At 41.6% G+C, this 15,634-nt stretch carries 19 protein-coding genes and 1 pseudogene; 8 read left to right on the plus strand and 12 right to left on the minus strand.

Translation table 11 applies throughout. The features are described 5' to 3' along the window. Nucleotides 1–71: 71 nt before the first annotated feature. Nucleotides 72–1,235 (minus strand): iron-containing alcohol dehydrogenase, encoded by a 1,164-nt coding sequence (locus J7J00_RS12985; protein WP_214791148.1) that lies wholly within the window; start codon nt 1,233–1,235, stop codon nt 72–74. 202 nt (nt 1,236–1,437) lie between these two features. On the opposite strand from J7J00_RS12985, the gene J7J00_RS12990 reads away from it, so the two are divergent. Further along, nucleotides 1,438–1,671: a DUF378 domain-containing protein gene (locus J7J00_RS12990; protein ID WP_063234087.1), complete on the plus strand. Its 234-nt coding sequence runs from the start codon at nt 1,438–1,440 to the stop codon at nt 1,669–1,671. A 146-nt stretch (nt 1,672–1,817) separates the two neighbouring features. On the opposite strand, the gene yugI is transcribed toward J7J00_RS12990, so the two are convergent. Then, entirely contained in the window at nt 1,818–2,222 is a 405-nt protein-coding gene (gene yugI / locus J7J00_RS12995) for a S1 domain-containing post-transcriptional regulator GSP13 (protein ID WP_063234086.1), read from the minus strand. 345 nt (nt 2,223–2,567) lie between these two features. Between yugI and J7J00_RS13000 the strand changes: the two genes are divergently transcribed. Together J7J00_RS13000 and J7J00_RS13005 are read left to right on the plus strand one after the other, a co-directional pair. Then, nucleotides 2,568–3,911 (plus strand): sodium-dependent transporter, encoded by a 1,344-nt coding sequence (locus J7J00_RS13000; RefSeq protein WP_214791150.1) that lies wholly within the window; start codon nt 2,568–2,570, stop codon nt 3,909–3,911. Nucleotides 3,912–4,046: 135 nt separating this feature from the next. Next, entirely contained in the window at nt 4,047–4,403 is a 357-nt protein-coding gene (locus J7J00_RS13005; protein ID WP_214791152.1) for a helix-turn-helix domain-containing protein, read from the plus strand. 161 nt (nt 4,404–4,564) lie between these two features. On the opposite strand, the gene J7J00_RS13010 is transcribed toward J7J00_RS13005, so the two are convergent. Further along, the gene (locus J7J00_RS13010; protein ID WP_214791154.1) at nt 4,565–5,734 is read right to left on the minus strand and encodes an aminotransferase; all 1,170 of its coding nucleotides are present in this window, start codon (nt 5,732–5,734) and stop codon (nt 4,565–4,567) included. Next, nucleotides 5,731–6,231, minus strand: coding sequence for an Lrp/AsnC family transcriptional regulator (locus J7J00_RS13015; protein ID WP_214791156.1), 501 nt, complete (start codon nt 6,229–6,231; stop codon nt 5,731–5,733). Before J7J00_RS13015 ends, J7J00_RS13010 begins: the two co-directional genes overlap by 4 nt. Nucleotides 6,232–6,535: 304 nt before the next feature. Between J7J00_RS13015 and J7J00_RS13020 the strand changes: the two genes are divergently transcribed. Next, nucleotides 6,536–7,378, plus strand: coding sequence for an alpha/beta fold hydrolase (locus J7J00_RS13020; protein WP_214791158.1), 843 nt, complete (start codon nt 6,536–6,538; stop codon nt 7,376–7,378). Here the strand turns inward: J7J00_RS13020 and J7J00_RS13025 are convergent. Beyond that, complete coding sequence (locus tag J7J00_RS13025; RefSeq protein ID WP_214791160.1) at nt 7,353–7,529, minus strand: hypothetical protein; 177 nt, start codon at nt 7,527–7,529, stop codon at nt 7,353–7,355. The genes J7J00_RS13020 and J7J00_RS13025 overlap by 26 nt on opposite strands. A 291-nt stretch (nt 7,530–7,820) precedes the next feature. Continuing rightward, nucleotides 7,821–8,081, minus strand: coding sequence for a DUF1871 family protein (locus tag J7J00_RS13030; protein WP_214791162.1), 261 nt, complete (start codon nt 8,079–8,081; stop codon nt 7,821–7,823). Nucleotides 8,082–8,172: 91 nt separating this feature from the next. Here J7J00_RS13030 and J7J00_RS13035 point away from each other — a divergent pair, with 91 nt between their 5' ends. Further along, a complete protein-coding gene (locus tag J7J00_RS13035; RefSeq protein WP_309487164.1) occupies nt 8,173–9,357 on the plus strand; it encodes a MalY/PatB family protein in 1,185 nt (394 codons plus the stop codon). A gap of 41 nt (nt 9,358–9,398) precedes the next feature. On the opposite strand, the gene J7J00_RS13040 is transcribed toward J7J00_RS13035, so the two are convergent. After that, entirely contained in the window at nt 9,399–10,154 is a 756-nt protein-coding gene (locus J7J00_RS13040; RefSeq protein WP_214791456.1) for a TraR/DksA C4-type zinc finger protein, read from the minus strand. Nucleotides 10,155–10,299: 145 nt separating this feature from the next. On the opposite strand from J7J00_RS13040, the gene J7J00_RS13045 reads away from it, so the two are divergent. Next, nucleotides 10,300–11,157: a manganese catalase family protein gene (locus J7J00_RS13045; RefSeq protein WP_214791167.1), complete on the plus strand. Its 858-nt coding sequence runs from the start codon at nt 10,300–10,302 to the stop codon at nt 11,155–11,157. Between the two features lie 40 nt (nt 11,158–11,197). On the opposite strand, the gene J7J00_RS13050 is transcribed toward J7J00_RS13045, so the two are convergent. From J7J00_RS13050 to J7J00_RS13065, 4 genes are all read right to left on the minus strand, one after another. After that, nucleotides 11,198–11,812 (minus strand): PH domain-containing protein, encoded by a 615-nt coding sequence (locus J7J00_RS13050; RefSeq protein WP_214791169.1) that lies wholly within the window; start codon nt 11,810–11,812, stop codon nt 11,198–11,200. A 39-nt stretch (nt 11,813–11,851) separates the two neighbouring features. Then, complete coding sequence (locus J7J00_RS13055) at nt 11,852–12,328, minus strand: GNAT family N-acetyltransferase (RefSeq protein ID WP_214791458.1); 477 nt, start codon at nt 12,326–12,328, stop codon at nt 11,852–11,854. A 168-nt stretch (nt 12,329–12,496) separates the two neighbouring features. Next, the gene (locus J7J00_RS13060; protein WP_137016354.1) at nt 12,497–12,721 is read right to left on the minus strand and encodes a hypothetical protein; all 225 of its coding nucleotides are present in this window, start codon (nt 12,719–12,721) and stop codon (nt 12,497–12,499) included. Nucleotides 12,722–12,855: 134 nt separating this feature from the next. Then, nucleotides 12,856–13,446 carry a peptidylprolyl isomerase gene (locus J7J00_RS13065; RefSeq protein WP_214791171.1) on the minus strand — a complete coding sequence of 197 codons (591 nt, stop codon included), beginning with the start codon at nt 13,444–13,446 and terminating at the stop codon, nt 12,856–12,858. Nucleotides 13,447–13,624: 178 nt separating this feature from the next. Between J7J00_RS13065 and kapB the strand changes: the two genes are divergently transcribed. After that, complete coding sequence (gene kapB / locus J7J00_RS13070) at nt 13,625–14,011, plus strand: kinase-associated lipoprotein KapB (protein WP_214791173.1); 387 nt, start codon at nt 13,625–13,627, stop codon at nt 14,009–14,011. Between the two features lie 40 nt (nt 14,012–14,051). Here kapB and kapD read toward each other — a convergent pair whose 3' ends face one another. Further along, nucleotides 14,052–14,675, minus strand: coding sequence for a 3'-5' exonuclease KapD (gene kapD, locus J7J00_RS13075; protein ID WP_214791175.1), 624 nt, complete (start codon nt 14,673–14,675; stop codon nt 14,052–14,054). 425 nt (nt 14,676–15,100) lie between these two features. Here kapD and J7J00_RS28010 point away from each other — a divergent pair. Next, a pseudogene (locus J7J00_RS28010) lies at nt 15,101–15,581 on the plus strand (transglycosylase domain-containing protein); the annotation flags it as partial. Nucleotides 15,582–15,634 lie beyond the last annotated feature (53 nt).

The raw sequence follows: 15,634 nt of genomic DNA on the forward strand, positions 1-15,634 counted from the left end.
GTAAATAAGGAATTATGCATATAAAGTAATCTCCCACCTGACAAGGCGGAAGAAAGGATCATATCACTCGTTTATAATGAAGCCCGTAAAATGGCAAGGACATCTTCACGTTTCAGGACTTTGAATCTTCCAAATTCCCCTCTGCTCATCGCTTTATCAGCCATGACTTCCAATTGTGAGTCATCGATGCCATAATCCGAAAGATTGGTCGGCGCCCCTAAGCTGCTCCAAAATGACCTAAGTCTTTCAATGCCTTCAAGGGCCGCTTCCTCATCTGTCTTACCTTCAGGATCTACATGGAATACACGGACTGCCACTTGTTTAAAGCGTGCGACATTTTCATGTAGCACATGCTTCATCCAATTTGGGAATAAGATGGCCAATCCTCCTGCATGCGGGATGTCATAAACAGCCGAAACGGCATGTTCAATGTTATGCGTTGCCCAATCACCGCTGTAACCGACCCCAAGCGACCCATTCAAGGCCAGGTTTCCGGCATACAGGATAGTAGCCCGGTGCTCATAATTCTCCAGGTCTTCCAATAGTTTAGGTGCCGTTTCAATCACCGTCGATAACAGCGATTCACAAAAACGGTCTTGAAGCGGCGCATGCGTTTCCGGATGGTAGTACGTTTCGAACACATGTGACATCATATCGACCATTCCGTATACCGTTTGATCTTTTGGTACTGAAAAAGTATTTTCAGGATCCAAAATGGAGAACTGCGGAAATACCAATGGACTTCCCCATCCATATTTCTCTTTCGTTTCCCAGTTTGTTATGACAGATCCGGAATTCGCCTCAGAGCCGGTTGCAGCTAAAGTCAGCACCGTTCCGAATGGAAGCGCCTCTTCGACTGGTGCCTTCTTAATGACAAGATCCCATGGATCCCCCTCATATTTAGCACCCGCAACGATGGCCTTTGTAGCGTCGATGACACTTCCTCCCCCAACAGCAAGGACAAAGTCGATACCATGTTCTTTACAAAGATCAACACCTTTTCGGACTGTCGAGATGCGTGGATTCGGTTCAACTCCGGAAAGCTCGTGCACCTCTGCATCGATCACTTTCAAGGTATTGACCACTTTTTCATATAAGCCATTTTTCTTTATGCTTCCTCCACCGTATACAAGTAAAACTTTATCGCCATACGCAGGAATTTCAGTTTTTAAACTTTCAAGCTGACCTTTCCCGAAAATGACTTTAGTAGGATTTTTATAAGTGTAATTCTCCAATGGAAATCTCTCCTTTAATGCCACATTGACTCCGTTTTTGAATTGTCCAAAGTGCAAGTGCTAGCTTTTCTTTTATTCATTATGACCAATGTTCCATTTAAATACAAAATATCCGCCCGGAACTTTTGTTGTGATGTATATTTACATGATGAAAAAGCATGATAAATAAAGAACTGATTTTTTCAAAAAAGGAGGCAGTACAATGAGTGGAATACAAAGAACTGCACTTGTGCTTACAATAATAGGGGCAATCAACTGGGGATTAATAGGTTTTTTCCAATTTGACTTGGTCGCTTCGATTTTCGGAGGGCAAGATGCTGGATTAGCCCGTATCGTTTATGGATTGGTTGGAATTGCCGGTCTCATTAATCTTGGTCTTCTCTTTAAACCAAGCCCTGAAATTTCCAGAGAGCCTGAAACTAAACCGACCCGTTGATGTCATCGACATTGTTTATGTTTTATAAAATAAAGCCGGACCATGGATAAACACATGACCCGGCTTTATTTCATTCATGTGCCCACTACCGGCCATGAAATGGACAAAAAAAACCGGCTGATCGAAGGATCTGCCGGTTCCCAAAATTATTTTTTGATTAAGTCTTCGCGTTGAGATTGTTCAATCCACTCTTGAAGTTTGTCTTTCAATGTGTTGAAACCTTCAGTAGATTCGATGTGAGATGTCGCTTTAACAGAAGCTTGGCGTTTTTTCGGAGCTTTTTTCGGAGCTTCAGTACGCTCAGGAGCTTCTTCTGTAGCGCGGATCGATAAGCCTATTTTTCCAGCAGCTGAATCGATGGAAAGAACTTTAACTTTCACTTCATCGCCCACTTTTAAATGTTCGTTGATATCTTTAACGAAGCCGTGAGTAATTTCAGAAATATGAACTAAACCTTGAGTTGAATCATCTAGAGCAACAAATGCACCGTATGGTTGAATACCAGTTACTTTACCAGCAACTACCGCACCAATTTCGAATTTTTCAGACATGGTAACACTCCTATTTTATATATATTTTTTCGTCTTTTCACGCAATAAAAAATTATATCACATAATTGGAAAATAATCAAAGTTAAGTATACCATACTTTTTGGGATTTTACTCATTAAAAATGTTTGTTTTTTGGAAATAATAAATATTATAAGTTCTTTATGTATAACTTATCCTAAAAATTTGCAAATAACCACTATTCCCCTTAAAACATTTGCTCATTTTTCTAAAGATTGCAATAGTGGAACACTATCCAATTCCCCATAATCATAGTAAGATGAGAAAATGTTTAAAAAAAGTAATATACAGCTAGATATTCTTTACATCTAAAGGAGTTTTTCCATCATGTCAAAACAAGATCAATGGACTTCAAAACTTGGGTTCATCCTGGCAGCCGCGGGATCCGCTATTGGATTGGGCGCCATCTGGAAGCTCCCATATATGACTGGGGCAAATGGTGGAGGGGTCTTTTTCCTGCTCTTCATTTTATTCACCATACTTATCGGTGCACCGATATTAATAGCGGAATTCACGATTGGCCGCAATGCACAGAAAGATGCCATTAGCGCATATAAACATATCGCCCCTGGAAAGCCTTGGGCGTTGATTGGATATGGCGGTGTCGTCGCTTCAATCATACTGCTTTCCTTCTTCAGTGTTGTTGGAGGCTGGATCATCTCATATTTGGCAAGAAGCTTTACAGGTTCTCTCTCCAACTTGACGCAAGAAGAATATGGGAACTTCTTCAATACGATAATCAGTAATCCATATGAAACGGTTATCGCTCAGTTATTATTCATGGTCTTTACCATTTGGGTCGTGCAAGGCGGCGTTTCCAAAGGAATTGAAAAGGCTAATAAATATATGATGCCTTCCTTGTTCATACTTTTCATCATTCTTCTTATCCGTTCCTTGACTCTGGATGGAGCGATGGAAGGTGTTAAATTCTTCTTGAAGCCGGACTTTTCCGCATTAACAGGGGAAACGATCCTATTGGCACTTGGCCAATCCTTCTTTGCACTAAGTGTCGGTGTTTCCGTGATGGTAACCTACGCATCCTATTTAAGTAAAAAAGAAGATATTACAAAATCGGCCTTTTCGGTAGTTGGACTGAATATCTTCATTTCCTTGCTGGCAGGTTTGGTCATCTTCCCGGCTGTTTTCGCACTGGGTTTCAGCCCTTCAAGCGGGCCTGGACTGGTTTTTGTCGTGTTGCCGGCCGTATTCAACGAAATGGCGCTTGGCGGGATCTTCATGTTCATTTTCTTCATACTATTATTATTTGCCACCCTTACGACGGCATTCTCCATTCTCGAAATCGTCGTTGCAGCCATGATCAAGGGTGATGCTGCAAAGCGGAAGAAGGCTTCCTGGATAGCTGGTATCACCGTTTTCCTGATTGGGATTCCTAGCGCATTATCATTTGGCGTGCTTTCGGATTTGAAAATTTTCAATTTATCCATATTCGATTTCGCCGATTATCTGACAAGCAATATCGCGCTGCCAGTCGGTGCCTTGTTCATATCCCTTTTCATCGGCTATCAAATGAAAAGGATCGAGGTACAAAAGGAGTTCGAGTCTGGCGCTGATTCCGGCCGATCACTCTTTAAACTTTGGTATTTCCTGATTCGCTACATCGTGCCGATCATGATCATACTCGTATTCCTTAAGTCCACTAATTTCATTTAACATCCACATGCCGTTTCGATATTTCTCGAAGCGGCATTTTTTTTCACAAAACCTACATATTCATTTTCTTTCCTTAAGTAATAATATGGTAAAATAATTACATAAAAAAATATATTTCCTAAGGAGTGTCTGTCTATGTCAAATATCGCGAAGAACATTCGGCAATACCGAGAAGAACACAACCTCACTCAACAGGAACTGGCTTTGAAATTAAGAATCGGCACGAAGAAGATTGAAAAGTATGAATCGGGTGAATCGGTTCCTGATACACAAACCATTCTACGGCTTTCCACCGTTCTTGACATTCCAGCTTCAGAATTCCTGAAGGATGCCCAAACTGGGAATGATGATGGTATCGACGACGAGGACATAAAAAAGCTGATTGAAGAAATCGGAACAAAAAAAGCAGAGCTCATTCTAAGAACAGCCAAGGACTTTAGCGAAGAACAAATTCTGAATGTTATGCATACTTTATATAAGACACAAGCCTAATTCAAAAAAAAGGTCGTAGTATGTGTATTTTTTTTCAGGGTACTGGATATACTATGATTAACACTTTCTATGTTAATCCATTAGATTAACTCTTTTTTCTAATTCCCCCTATGGAAAGGGATCCGGCTGCTTGGAACGGCCGGATCCCTATTTTTTTGCTTTTATTTGCAATGATTCTTCATGAAACGTTCCATCCTTCTAAGCGCTTCTTGAAGCTGTTCCATGGAGGATGCATAGGAACAGCGGATATGACCTTCACCGCTTTCCCCAAACACATCACCCGGCACAACGGCTACAAGTTCTTCCGTCAGGAGCTTTTCAGCAAATTCCATCGAAGTCATCCCCGTTTTCTCGATTGAAGGAAAAGCATAAAAAGCTCCGCCAGGATTATGGCAATCCAGGCCTATCTCGTTAAATGATTTCACGATGTAATTTCGTCTCCGCCGATAACTGCGACGCATTTCCTCCACATCCTGCATTCCGTGCTTTAAAGCTTCCAATGCAGCATGCTGCGCAACGGTCGGCGCACACATCATCGCATATTGATGAAGTTTAAGCATCGCCTCGGAAATTTCCTTAGGTGCACAAACGAACCCAAGACGCCATCCAGTCATCGCAAACCCTTTCGAAAACCCATTGATGACAATTGTCCGCTCAAGCATGCCGTCAATGGCAGCAAAAGAAGTGAATGTCTCATCATAAGCAAGTTCTGCATAGATTTCATCGGAAATCACCAGCAAGTCATGCTTTTTTACGATGTCAGCAAGCATCACTAATTCTTCCTGCCCAAGTTGGGTTCCCGTCGGGTTATTCGGTGAACAGATTAAAACGGCCTTCGTTTTAGGCGTGATCGCCGCCTCGAGTTGTTGGGGAGTCAACTTAAAGTCATCTTCCCTGGATGTTTGGACCGTGACCGGTATTCCCCCTGCCATGGTCACAAGCGGTGCATAGGCGACGAAACAAGGTTCGACGACAATGACTTCTTCACCCGGATTCAAAATAGTCCTCAGAGCAATATCTAGGGCTTGGCTTGCTCCGACCGTGACGATGATTTGATCCTCCGGTCTATACGAAACATGGAACTGCTTCTCCATGTACCCGCTGATTTCCGACCTTAATTCATATAATCCGGCATTGGCCGTATAAGAGGTATACCCTTCCTCCAAGGAGTTGATCGCCGCTTCCCTTACTGCCCAAGATGTAACGAAATCCGGTTCACCCACACCAAGGGAGACGACCCCTTCCAAATTGGCAGCCAAGTCGAAAAAGCGGCGGATGCCTGATGGTTTAAGCTCTGCAACCGTTTTTGAAACATAACTCGTTTTAATCATGGTGACACCACTATCCGCTTATCTTCTTCAGTTTGCTCGAAAATAGTGCCATCATGCTTGTATTTTTTCATAATGAAGTGAGTCGTCGTAGAAATGACGGAATCCAGTGTCGAAAGCTTTTCCGAAACAAAGCTTGCCACTTCGTTCATCGAACGTCCTTCGACAATGACCGAAAGATCATAAGCCCCAGACATTAAATAAACGGACTGGACTTCTTTGAATTTGTATATCCTTTTTGCAACCTCATCGAAACCGACGCCGCGTTTAGGAGTGACTTTTACATCGATCATCGCTGTGACACCATGATATTCATCCACTTTAGCCCAGTTAATGACTGTTAAATAACGGACAATGACCCGCATATCTTCTAATTTCTTCAATGTAATTTCAATGTCCGATTCTGATTGAACGGTCATTTTAGCCAAATCCTTCATATCAATCCGGCTGTTATTTTCAATGATTCTCAAGACTTCCAATTCCTCTTCATTCAAGTGCATTGGAAAACCCCCCTTTTGGAATTCACTAATTTAGATGTGATGGTTTGGCTGGCAGATAGTCTCACGAATTACCTTATTAGACTTTTTTAAAAACCTATATGACAATATAATTTAATAAGTCCTATTCTGTCAGGATAAACTTACACTATTATATCAAAATTGGTTGGTGACCTGTTATAGTAATTGTCTTTTTTCATCGTTATTATTACAATTACTGTTATGCAACAGTATTAAAGGACCTTTTTTGGAATATTGAGGGAAACGCAGATTTTTATCATTGACCAATAATAGAGGAGGAGCTTTTATGCAAAGTCATACAATCAAAGGCGTCGAACGGGTGGGTAATATGGAAATCTATTTTGAATATGACCGAATCGACGATTCCCTCCCCACCCTTGTCCTGCTTCATGGATTTTTGTCGTCGAGCTTCAGTTTCCGTAAATTAGTGCCCTATTTAATCAAGGAATACAATGTGATTTCCATAGACCTCCCGCCATTCGGGCAAAGCGGAAAAGATTATCGATATACATATTCATTCCTGAACATCGCTAAATCCGTCGTTATGTTCTTAGAGGGAAAAGACATCAGGAAATTCAGCACCATCGGCCATTCCATGGGCGGGCAGATTTCCCTGCAGCTCATCAAATCGTATCCCGATCTTGTAGACCATGCCATACTTCTTGCCGGTTCAGGCTATCAGCCCGGCTATTCGGAAAAAATGAAGATGGTCAGTTACCTGCCTTTCTTTTCATTCGGGATAAAACGGTATCTACAAAAATCAGGTATCGAAAAGAATTTGAAAAATGTCGTCCATGACCCGGCCATGATTGACGATGAAATGCGGCAGGGATATCTAGGGCCATTCATAAAGAAGCATGATATTTTCCGGGCATTGGGGAGGATGCTTCGAGATAAGGAAGTCGATTTGTTGAAGGAGGACCTTAGTGACATTCATACACCATGCCTGCTTATTTGGGGAAGGCATGATCGAGTGGTGCCATTGAATATTGGCCAAAGGCTCCATGAAGACCTGCCTAATTCCCAGCTTGTTGTCCTTGAGGATTCCGGGCACCTTCTTCCAGAGGAGAAACCGGAAGAAGTATATCAATTAATTAAAGGGTTTATTGGAGTGGCCACCCCAACGTAAACTCACGAGTAAACTGCACAAACTCACGAGTAAATCGCCAAAATTCACGAGTAAATTGCGCAAACTTACGAGTAAAGGCCCATTTCACGAATAAATAGCTGAAACTCACGAGTAAACTGCACAAACTCACGAGTAAATCGCTGAAACTCATGAGTAAATTGCGCAAACTTACGAGTAAAGGCCCATTTCACGAATAAATAGCTGAAACTCACGAGTAAACTGCGCAAACTCACGAGTAAATGGGCGAAACTTACGAGTTAACTGCACAAACTTACGAGTAAATAGCCAAAACACGAGTTAATCACTGAAGCTCACGAATAAATCACGCAAATTCTCGAGTATACTGCACAAACTGCGAGTTAACTGCACAAACTACGAGTATAGAGCAAAAAAACAACGTAAAAAAGGTGCCCCTGATTTCTGGGTACACCCTTTTTCACCTTTAGATCGAACAGCTGGCATCATTTTTTATGATGAGGAGCTTTTGTGCAACTTCCAGGCACTTTTCCATCTGAACGGATTCATCGAACGAGAACTCGTAAATGGATTTTATTTTTTCCGCCAGTTCCTTTGGGTCATCTATATACCGGATGGCTACGACTGTATCTGCAATTTCCGGCTCATAAAGATCCCATCCTATCTTGAATGGGTCCCATTCTTGCAATACGGCAACCAACGCTAAATTCATTTGCTGTGTATCCATGTAATCATCACCTGCTCAATATTTTCAAAGAACATGATTTCATAGTATCATAACAACAGGCTTTTCGCGAAATGACAAATTTTATTCGGTGGTGGATATTTTGAACAAGTCAATATTCGAAGAACAAATAAACAGGGAAAATTCAGGGTCTGCAAAATGGGATAAAAACTCGCTCACATCATTGTATGGGCGTGAAGATGTTCTCCCGATGTGGGTTGCCGATATGGATTTCCCATCTCCTGAGGGCATTCAAAAGGCATTGATGGAACGTTTGAACCATCCAATTTTCGGATATACGGTCCCTTCTGAAACGGTTTTCACCGAAATTCAAAGCTGGCTTAGAGACCGGCACTCCTGGCAAATCGATAAAGAGTGGATCTCATTTAGCTCTGGCGTCGTTTCTGCAATCGGTACAACGATCCAAGCATTCACAAACCCGGGCGATAAAATATTGTTACAATCTCCAGTCTATACCCCATTTTTTGATATGATCAAAAACAATGACCGGGTAGTGGTCAATAGTCACCTTATCATGGAAGAGGACCGCTTCGAGATTGATTTCACCGATTTTGAGGACAAGCTGAAAAGCGGAGTGAAACTATTCCTTTTTTGCAGTCCGCATAACCCTGGCGGACGCGTTTGGACAAAGGACGAACTGTTACGAATCGGGGAGTTATGTGAAAAATATAATGTAGTCATCGTCAGTGATGAGATACATGCCGACTTATTCCATAAAACATCAAGGCATTATCCGATCGGCTCGCTTTCAGAAAAATTAGCGGACATAACTGTTACATTGATGGCGCCAAGCAAAACATTCAATATTGCCGGCCTTCAAGCTTCATTCCTAATCGCCAGTAATGAAAAATTGCAGAAGCAATTGCAAAAGGCGCAAACGAAACTGGCCTTCCATGGTCTTAACATCTTTGCCTTAACAGCAATGGAAGCCGCGTATCGAGAGGGCTTGGAATGGCTTGAGGACATGCTTGGCTACATTGAGGAAAATATAAAAGTGGCAGAGGAATTCATTGCTGCTGAAATTCCTTCACTGCATGTCATGCATCCGGAAGCCTCTTACCTTTTATGGATTGACTGCCGTGATCTTAGATTGACCGACAAGGAAATTAAGGATCGACTGATCCATCAAGGGAAGCTCGCATTGGAACCTGGTTCAAAATATGGACCTGGCGGAGAAGGTTTCGTCCGAATGAATCTCGGTTGTTCACGCAGCGTTCTGATGGAAGGGCTAAAACGTTTGAAATTGGCGTTTTCATAAATAAAAAGAAGAACCAGGCTTAGAATCCTGGTTCTTCTTTTTCAATCTTTCTCTTCATCGACATAAGGATCATGCTCATATCGTGGCAAATCCCCAAACGGGGTTTGAATATTTTCTTCAAAAAGCTCTTCTTTCAATTCTTCATATTGGGAGTTCGGATAAACCGTTATCTCTTTACCGTATAGATCCACACCAACGAAATTTTCATAATTTTCGACATATCCGATATTTTCTTCAGACTCGACATACATATCTTCGTAATCGTTAGGCGGATTTACAAAATCGGAAGGCGATTCAGATGTTCCATAACTGGCAACATCCTGCCAAGAATCCTCCGCATCGTATGCAACCGATTCGTGACGTTCATCATAATCGAACTTTCCAAAAGGGGGTCCGAGCACTTCCTCTTCCACCGGCCGATTATCCGAAGTTTCCTGTGATGGGGTATGCTCGACACAATAAGTAGTGGTAGGGATGGCATTCAAACGTTCAAGAGGTATTTCCTTTGAACAAACCACACACTTTCCATACTCACCTGCCTCGATGGCGGAAAGCGCTCGTTCAATATCCCTTATTTCATCCCGATCATGTTCGGAAAGGGCCAGATCCTTTTCCCGTTCATATAACTCGGTTCCTTCATCGCCGGGATGATTATCGTAACTCGATAACTCACCTGTCGAATCCTCCAAGCTCCTTCTTAAATCGTAGTTGCCTGAATCATTTAATCGCTCTTCCAACTCTTGCTTCGTTTGCTGCAATTGCTGTTGAAATTCTTTAAGCTGCTGATTGGATAGCATGTGCAACATCCTTTCAAAATCGTTCTTCCCTCTAGTATTTCTCTCTTCCCGCCATTCCATAAAGGTACATTTTACCTTAGGAATAATATAATTCAGATAACAGAAGCTAACTTAGAAATATCAAAATTTCAGGGAGGGCTTCCATTTGTATTTCTATAAAGAAGACTTAATCAATATGATCGTTCCCGATAAGCCTGATCCGAATGCAGCAAAAGTACTTCAGGAAACGCTTGGAGGACAATTCGGTGAAATGCGGACGATGATGCAGTATTCTTTCCAAAGCGCCAACTTCCGCGGCAAGGCTAAACAATATCGTGATTTAATCCGTGGAGTTTTCTTGGAGGAACTAAGCCACATTGAACTTGTCCAATCAACCATCAACCAGCTGCTGAATGGTGCTGGCGGGAATATGCCTGGAGATTCCGCTATTGATGGCGCCCCATTGGATGAAGTCATCAATAGCGGCGCAAACCCCCATCACTTCATCATCGGTGCGAAAGCATCCTTGCCCGTCGATGCTGGCGGCAATCCATGGAATGGATCATGGGTTTATGATCACGGTAATCTTGTGGCTAACCTTCTGAACAATGTCATGCTTGAATCCACGGGGGTCCTGCAAAAGTCCAGGATTTATGAAATGAGTTCCAATAAATCGATGCGCGAAACACTGGCATTTTTAATGGTTCGCGACAATGCCCACCAAAATGCATTTGCCAAGGCATTAGAAACTCTTGGGGTTGACTGGGGGAAAATCTTCCCTGTACCTAATTATGATTTGAACAAATATCCTGAATGCCGCAAATATGTGGATTTAGGCTACCATAATGCCCAATTCAATTTCCGGTTGGACCAAACTCAAATCGGCGAGATTTTCAAAGGGGAGACACCGAGCCGAAATGGCGGAAACCTTGCTGTTACCGATCCGCCAAAAGGATTTCCTGTCCCTGAAATGCCGGATATGCCAAATGAACATAGCCCTGGCTTAAGTGATTTGAACAATTAAAAAAGAAGGCGGACACATCATTCCGTGTTCGCCTCCTTTTTTAATTATTGATATATTTCTCGAAAACAAATCCAAAATCTTTAACATGGTACTTTTTCCGGCTGTCCATCAACCATTCGAAAGCTGCAGAATTAATTTCCTTGAAACTTGCAGCCATTTGGCTTCCATCAGTGCGCACCTGGTTCAAAGTGGAAGAAGCAAGGTTTACGCTTTGCTGGGCATATTGAAGGGCATACTCATTCTCATGGCAAATTTCCGATATTTTCACGAGTGATTTGAATAAGTCTTTTAATTCTTCAATGAATTTCTTATGAACATCAATCGAGAAAGTCTTTGCCCCGATCGAAAATTTAATTTCCGCATCCAAATCCACGGTCCCTGCGGTTTCAAGCGTAGCGTTGGAAATATTATGCTGGCTGTAGCTATATCTTGTAAGTGTACGCTTTTTGCTTATGGCACTTGTGCCGTCCAAATGTACGAACGCTTGATTCGTAAAACAATACTCATCGGTTTTCGATTTGATCAGGAAATAAATTTTTTCCCCATCTTCATGCATGATATAGTCATCTGCATCCACCTTGTCATAATCGGCAGGTTTAATCACACTTCCAATATCACTTAGACCAAGGGCATCCGCCGCCATTTTCTTAAACATCCCTATTCCCCCTATCAAAATCAGGTGAATTTCACCTTATTATAAGTATCTCTCCAGTATTATCTCGTCTCTGATCGGAATTCCATCAAAACTGTAAAATGGTATTTCGGGCTTGATTTTCCGTGATTCTTCAACGGCATTTTTAACGATTTCCGAAATGACATAACCACGCTTTTGAAAAAACTTCAATGCCTGTAGATTATCGTTCGTTGTAATCGCTTTAATAGTATGGCAATTTTTTTCCTTAGCGATATTTTCCATCACATAAAGCAACGATGAGCCCACACCTTGATTCTCATGCTCACTATTCAAAGAGATGATCTGACAAACATGGTCGGATAATTTGTATGTTCCCAACCCCGTGATTTTTTCATTATCGTCCATCACCCCAAAACCCTCAAGTTCCGCATAATGAAACAAGCCTCTTGAAAAAACGACTTGAGTCGTCTCCCAATGCTGAATGAAAAAATCCTTAACCGTATCTGCCGCAATCATTCTTTTCGCTATGATTTGCATAACCAATTACGCCCCCAAAATTTCTATCTCTATGTTTATAGTATAAAATGCTTATGCTGATAAGGGAACATTTAATTCTTCACGACCTTCTAACAAAACATAATACCATTCATATTCAGATAATCAATATTAAAAAACGGGGCTAGCGATTGCTGGCATCTTCCGGGATCAAGAAATGGTATCATCCTTGATTCGCTGGTTCCTTCTGGTGACCTCATCTTCGAATTGCTTGGTTTTCATTTCTTCCTTCTTTGAATATCTTATAATTGCCCTCATCGTAAAAACGGCTGCCACTAAAAAAATGAAGCAAGTTATACCAGCCGAGATATATTCAGTCTTGTCTTCTGGAAAGTAAAGAAACAAACCCAGTAAAGCATGATTGAGAAAGTCCATCCGATACATCCTTCCTGATAGGGAATTAAACTGCATTATCCCATTATATCAATTACCAGAACAATCCACTAGTGGGCCTAATCCACTAAAATCTAAAAAAACGAGAGGCAGTAAGCCCCCCGCTTTTCTTTTATTTATAAAATGGTGATCCCTTTAATGACTACGTCCACTGCTGGCTTGTCTCCCGCAACTGTCTCCACGTTAGCAATCGTATCAACAACGTCCATGCCTTCGACCACTTGTCCAAAAACAGAGTGTTTATGATCCAGCCATGGTGTGCCTCCTTGTTCCATATAAGCACTGATGATTTCCTCCGGATAACCGGCTTGCTTCATTTGCTCACCCATCCTGCTGTCCACATGCTGGGCTTGTACGACGAAGAATTGGCTGCCGTTTGTTCCCGGGCCTGCATTAGCCATGGAAAGAGCTCCGCGCAAATTGAATAATTGCATGGAGAACTCGTCCTCAAATGGAGATCCCCAGATACTTTCTCCACCCATTCCAGTCCCTGTCGGATCTCCGCCTTGAAGCATGAAATCCTTGATGACACGGTGGAAGGTGATTCCTTCGTAATAACCGTTTTCAGCATGTGTCAAGAAATTCTCCACTGTCTTTGGAGCCAGTTCAGGGAATAGTTTAATTTTAATATCGCCCATCGTCGTTTGCATGATGACCGCTTTTTCATTTTCCAAAACTTCACTTGTTAATTGTGGAAAGTTTGTCATTGTATATAACCTCTTTCTTTTTAAAATAAAATGGCATGAAACACCATTTTCCATCTTCATTTGTACACTTTACACGATTTTCATAAAAAAAGCATCTTTACGAAATTGAACAAATTCGCTGTGAAAAATCGTTGTTCTTATGTATCATGAAGGAAGTTAAAAGAAAGGTGGTAGGGAAATGTCAGAACAGGATTTTAAGATCGGCGATAAGGTTACCGCCATATATAAAACTGGAAAATACATCGGGGAAGTCACCGATATCAGACCTGCTGCATATCTTGTTAAAGTGTTGGCTGTCTTGAAGCATCCCATGCAGGGAGATCTTCATAACCCGAAGCAAACGGAAGTGTCCATGTTCCATCAGCGGCGTGCTCTTGCATTCCGGGAGCAAACCAATGTACCAAAGAATATGGTAAGGAACTTTGATGAGGAGATTCCTGAGTATAAGGAATCCTTAAGAGAAGCTGTTGAGAAAATGAAAAGCACTTTAAGCGAAGTCCAAACAGAGTGGAATGATAAAAGCTTACAGTTGCTTGAAGATCTAGCGGCTGATTATTTCAAATAAAGCATGATAAAAGCCAAATCAGTAGTATATGATTTGGCTTTTATAACGCTAAATGATTCAATACCTTTGATAAATCAATGCGATCGCCAATTGTCGTCGGTTCATGATTTTTCATATAGCTTTTATCTTTCTCTACTAACTTAAAGATGTTATATGTCGTAATGGCATCATCCAGCGCCCTGTGATGCTTGCCTGTCCCTTCTTTGCCATAGGCCTGTACAGCTTTCCAAAGTCCGGTTTGGTTTTGATCCCCGAAAAAACGTTTATACTCCAGGCAAAGATCAATTTGTTTCCCTGAAAAAGGGAAATCCAACCCTGCCTTCTGACAGTTCTGGCGAAGCACCTTCATGTCCATATTTCCCCAGGTAACAATCGTCGTCGGGTGCTGCTCATCAATTTTCTTCAATAAAGAGACCAGCTCTTCAAATGAAATCCCCCGGTCCACCTGATCCTGTGCAATGTTCAAGAACTTCTTGCATCTTCCCGTCAATACTGGAAATTTCATTGGGTTAACAAAAGATGAGAATTGTTCCTGAATGGTCTCATTAATGACGGTGACTAAACCAACCTCAATGATTTCCGGATAAAACCCTACTGGATTGGCTTTTCCTTCCGGCATCGTAAATTCAAAATCAATGAATACATATTGCTGTTGTTCCTCCATTTTTATGACCCCCTTCATATTCCTGACATCAACATATAAACAAAAAATGGTTTTTTCTCATTATAACAGAAGATTTAGAAAGTTTACTCCTTAGGATCGTAACACACCATGCGGATACGAATCTGACGTCATACCTAATTTACCCAAAACCTTTTATTGCCTACCTTATTTGGATGATGATGGATGATTGAACCAAAAGTACCATTTTTTCATCCCATCAATCCAAGGACATACTAAAAATATATTTGTTAGGAAGTTGAACTATGCGCACGTATCTTGGTTATATCACGTTTTTCCTCTTAGTTCCCATATTGATCCTTTTCATTTTCTTTTCTAATCAGGAGTGGTCCTTAGCACAATCTCCCTATCATGTACTCGACGAGCGAATTCCCATTGAGTCGATAAAACTGGCTCAGAATAGTTACATGAAGGCCGCAAATGGAAAGGTCATCAGTGAAATTTCCACTAGTGAGAAACGGACTTACCTAAAACTTGAAGACATCCCCCTTTTCCTGGAAAATCTGTTCATCGTTACAGAGGATCAGAAACTTTATGATCATGCAGGCGTTGACATATCCGGCATAAGCAGGGCGCTTCTTATCAATTCACAAATAAAACAATCGAACAAGGCGGCAGTACCATTACCCAGCAACTGGCCAGGAATGTTTATCTCTCACATGATAGGACGTATAACCGAAAACTCAGTGAACTCATTTATGCCCATCAGATAGAGAGAAAAAAATCAAAGCCGGAAATCATGGAGCTGTATTTGAATGCCATATATTTCAGTAATGGAGCTTATGGAATCGAAGCTGCTTCCAATATTATTTCAGTAAACCTACTGGAGAGTTATCCAAGGCTGAACTTGCTTTCCTGGCAGCAATCCCTAATAATCCGGAAAACTATAATCCTCTTAAACATTTCGATGCGACGAAAAAGTGTCAGGAGAGATTACTGAA

Origin of the sequence: Bacillus sp. ISL-4 (assembly GCF_018613275.1) — a bacterium.
GTDB classification, from domain to species: domain Bacteria; phylum Bacillota; class Bacilli; order Bacillales; family DSM-1321; genus Peribacillus; species Peribacillus simplex_E.

What these genes read in the sequence shown, in the direction of transcription:
- J7J00_RS12990 (WP_063234087.1), top strand. Translation starts at nt 1,438, where the DNA reads ATGAGTGGAATACAAAGAACTGCACTTGTGCTTACAATAATAGGGGCA.
- yugI (WP_063234086.1), bottom strand. Translation starts at nt 2,222, where the DNA reads ATGTCTGAAAAATTCGAAATTGGTGCGGTAGTTGCTGGTAAAGTAACT.
- J7J00_RS13000 (WP_214791150.1), top strand. Translation starts at nt 2,568, where the DNA reads ATGTCAAAACAAGATCAATGGACTTCAAAACTTGGGTTCATCCTGGCA.
- J7J00_RS13005 (WP_214791152.1), top strand. Translation starts at nt 4,047, where the DNA reads ATGTCAAATATCGCGAAGAACATTCGGCAATACCGAGAAGAACACAAC.
- J7J00_RS13010 (WP_214791154.1), bottom strand. Translation starts at nt 5,734, where the DNA reads ATGATTAAAACGAGTTATGTTTCAAAAACGGTTGCAGAGCTTAAACCA.
- J7J00_RS13015 (WP_214791156.1), bottom strand. Translation starts at nt 6,231, where the DNA reads ATGCACTTGAATGAAGAGGAATTGGAAGTCTTGAGAATCATTGAAAAT.
- J7J00_RS13020 (WP_214791158.1), top strand. Translation starts at nt 6,536, where the DNA reads ATGCAAAGTCATACAATCAAAGGCGTCGAACGGGTGGGTAATATGGAA.
- J7J00_RS13025 (WP_214791160.1), bottom strand. Translation starts at nt 7,529, where the DNA reads ATGAGTTTCAGCGATTTACTCGTGAGTTTGTGCAGTTTACTCGTGAGT.
- J7J00_RS13030 (WP_214791162.1), bottom strand. Translation starts at nt 8,081, where the DNA reads ATGGATACACAGCAAATGAATTTAGCGTTGGTTGCCGTATTGCAAGAA.
- J7J00_RS13040 (WP_214791456.1), bottom strand. Translation starts at nt 10,154, where the DNA reads ATGCTATCCAATCAGCAGCTTAAAGAATTTCAACAGCAATTGCAGCAA.
- J7J00_RS13050 (WP_214791169.1), bottom strand. Translation starts at nt 11,812, where the DNA reads ATGTTTAAGAAAATGGCGGCGGATGCCCTTGGTCTAAGTGATATTGGA.
- J7J00_RS13055 (WP_214791458.1), bottom strand. Translation starts at nt 12,328, where the DNA reads ATGCAAATCATAGCGAAAAGAATGATTGCGGCAGATACGGTTAAGGAT.
- J7J00_RS13060 (WP_137016354.1), bottom strand. Translation starts at nt 12,721, where the DNA reads ATGGACTTTCTCAATCATGCTTTACTGGGTTTGTTTCTTTACTTTCCA.
- J7J00_RS13065 (WP_214791171.1), bottom strand. Translation starts at nt 13,446, where the DNA reads ATGACAAACTTTCCACAATTAACAAGTGAAGTTTTGGAAAATGAAAAA.
- kapB (WP_214791173.1), top strand. Translation starts at nt 13,625, where the DNA reads ATGTCAGAACAGGATTTTAAGATCGGCGATAAGGTTACCGCCATATAT.
- kapD (WP_214791175.1), bottom strand. Translation starts at nt 14,675, where the DNA reads ATGGAGGAACAACAGCAATATGTATTCATTGATTTTGAATTTACGATG.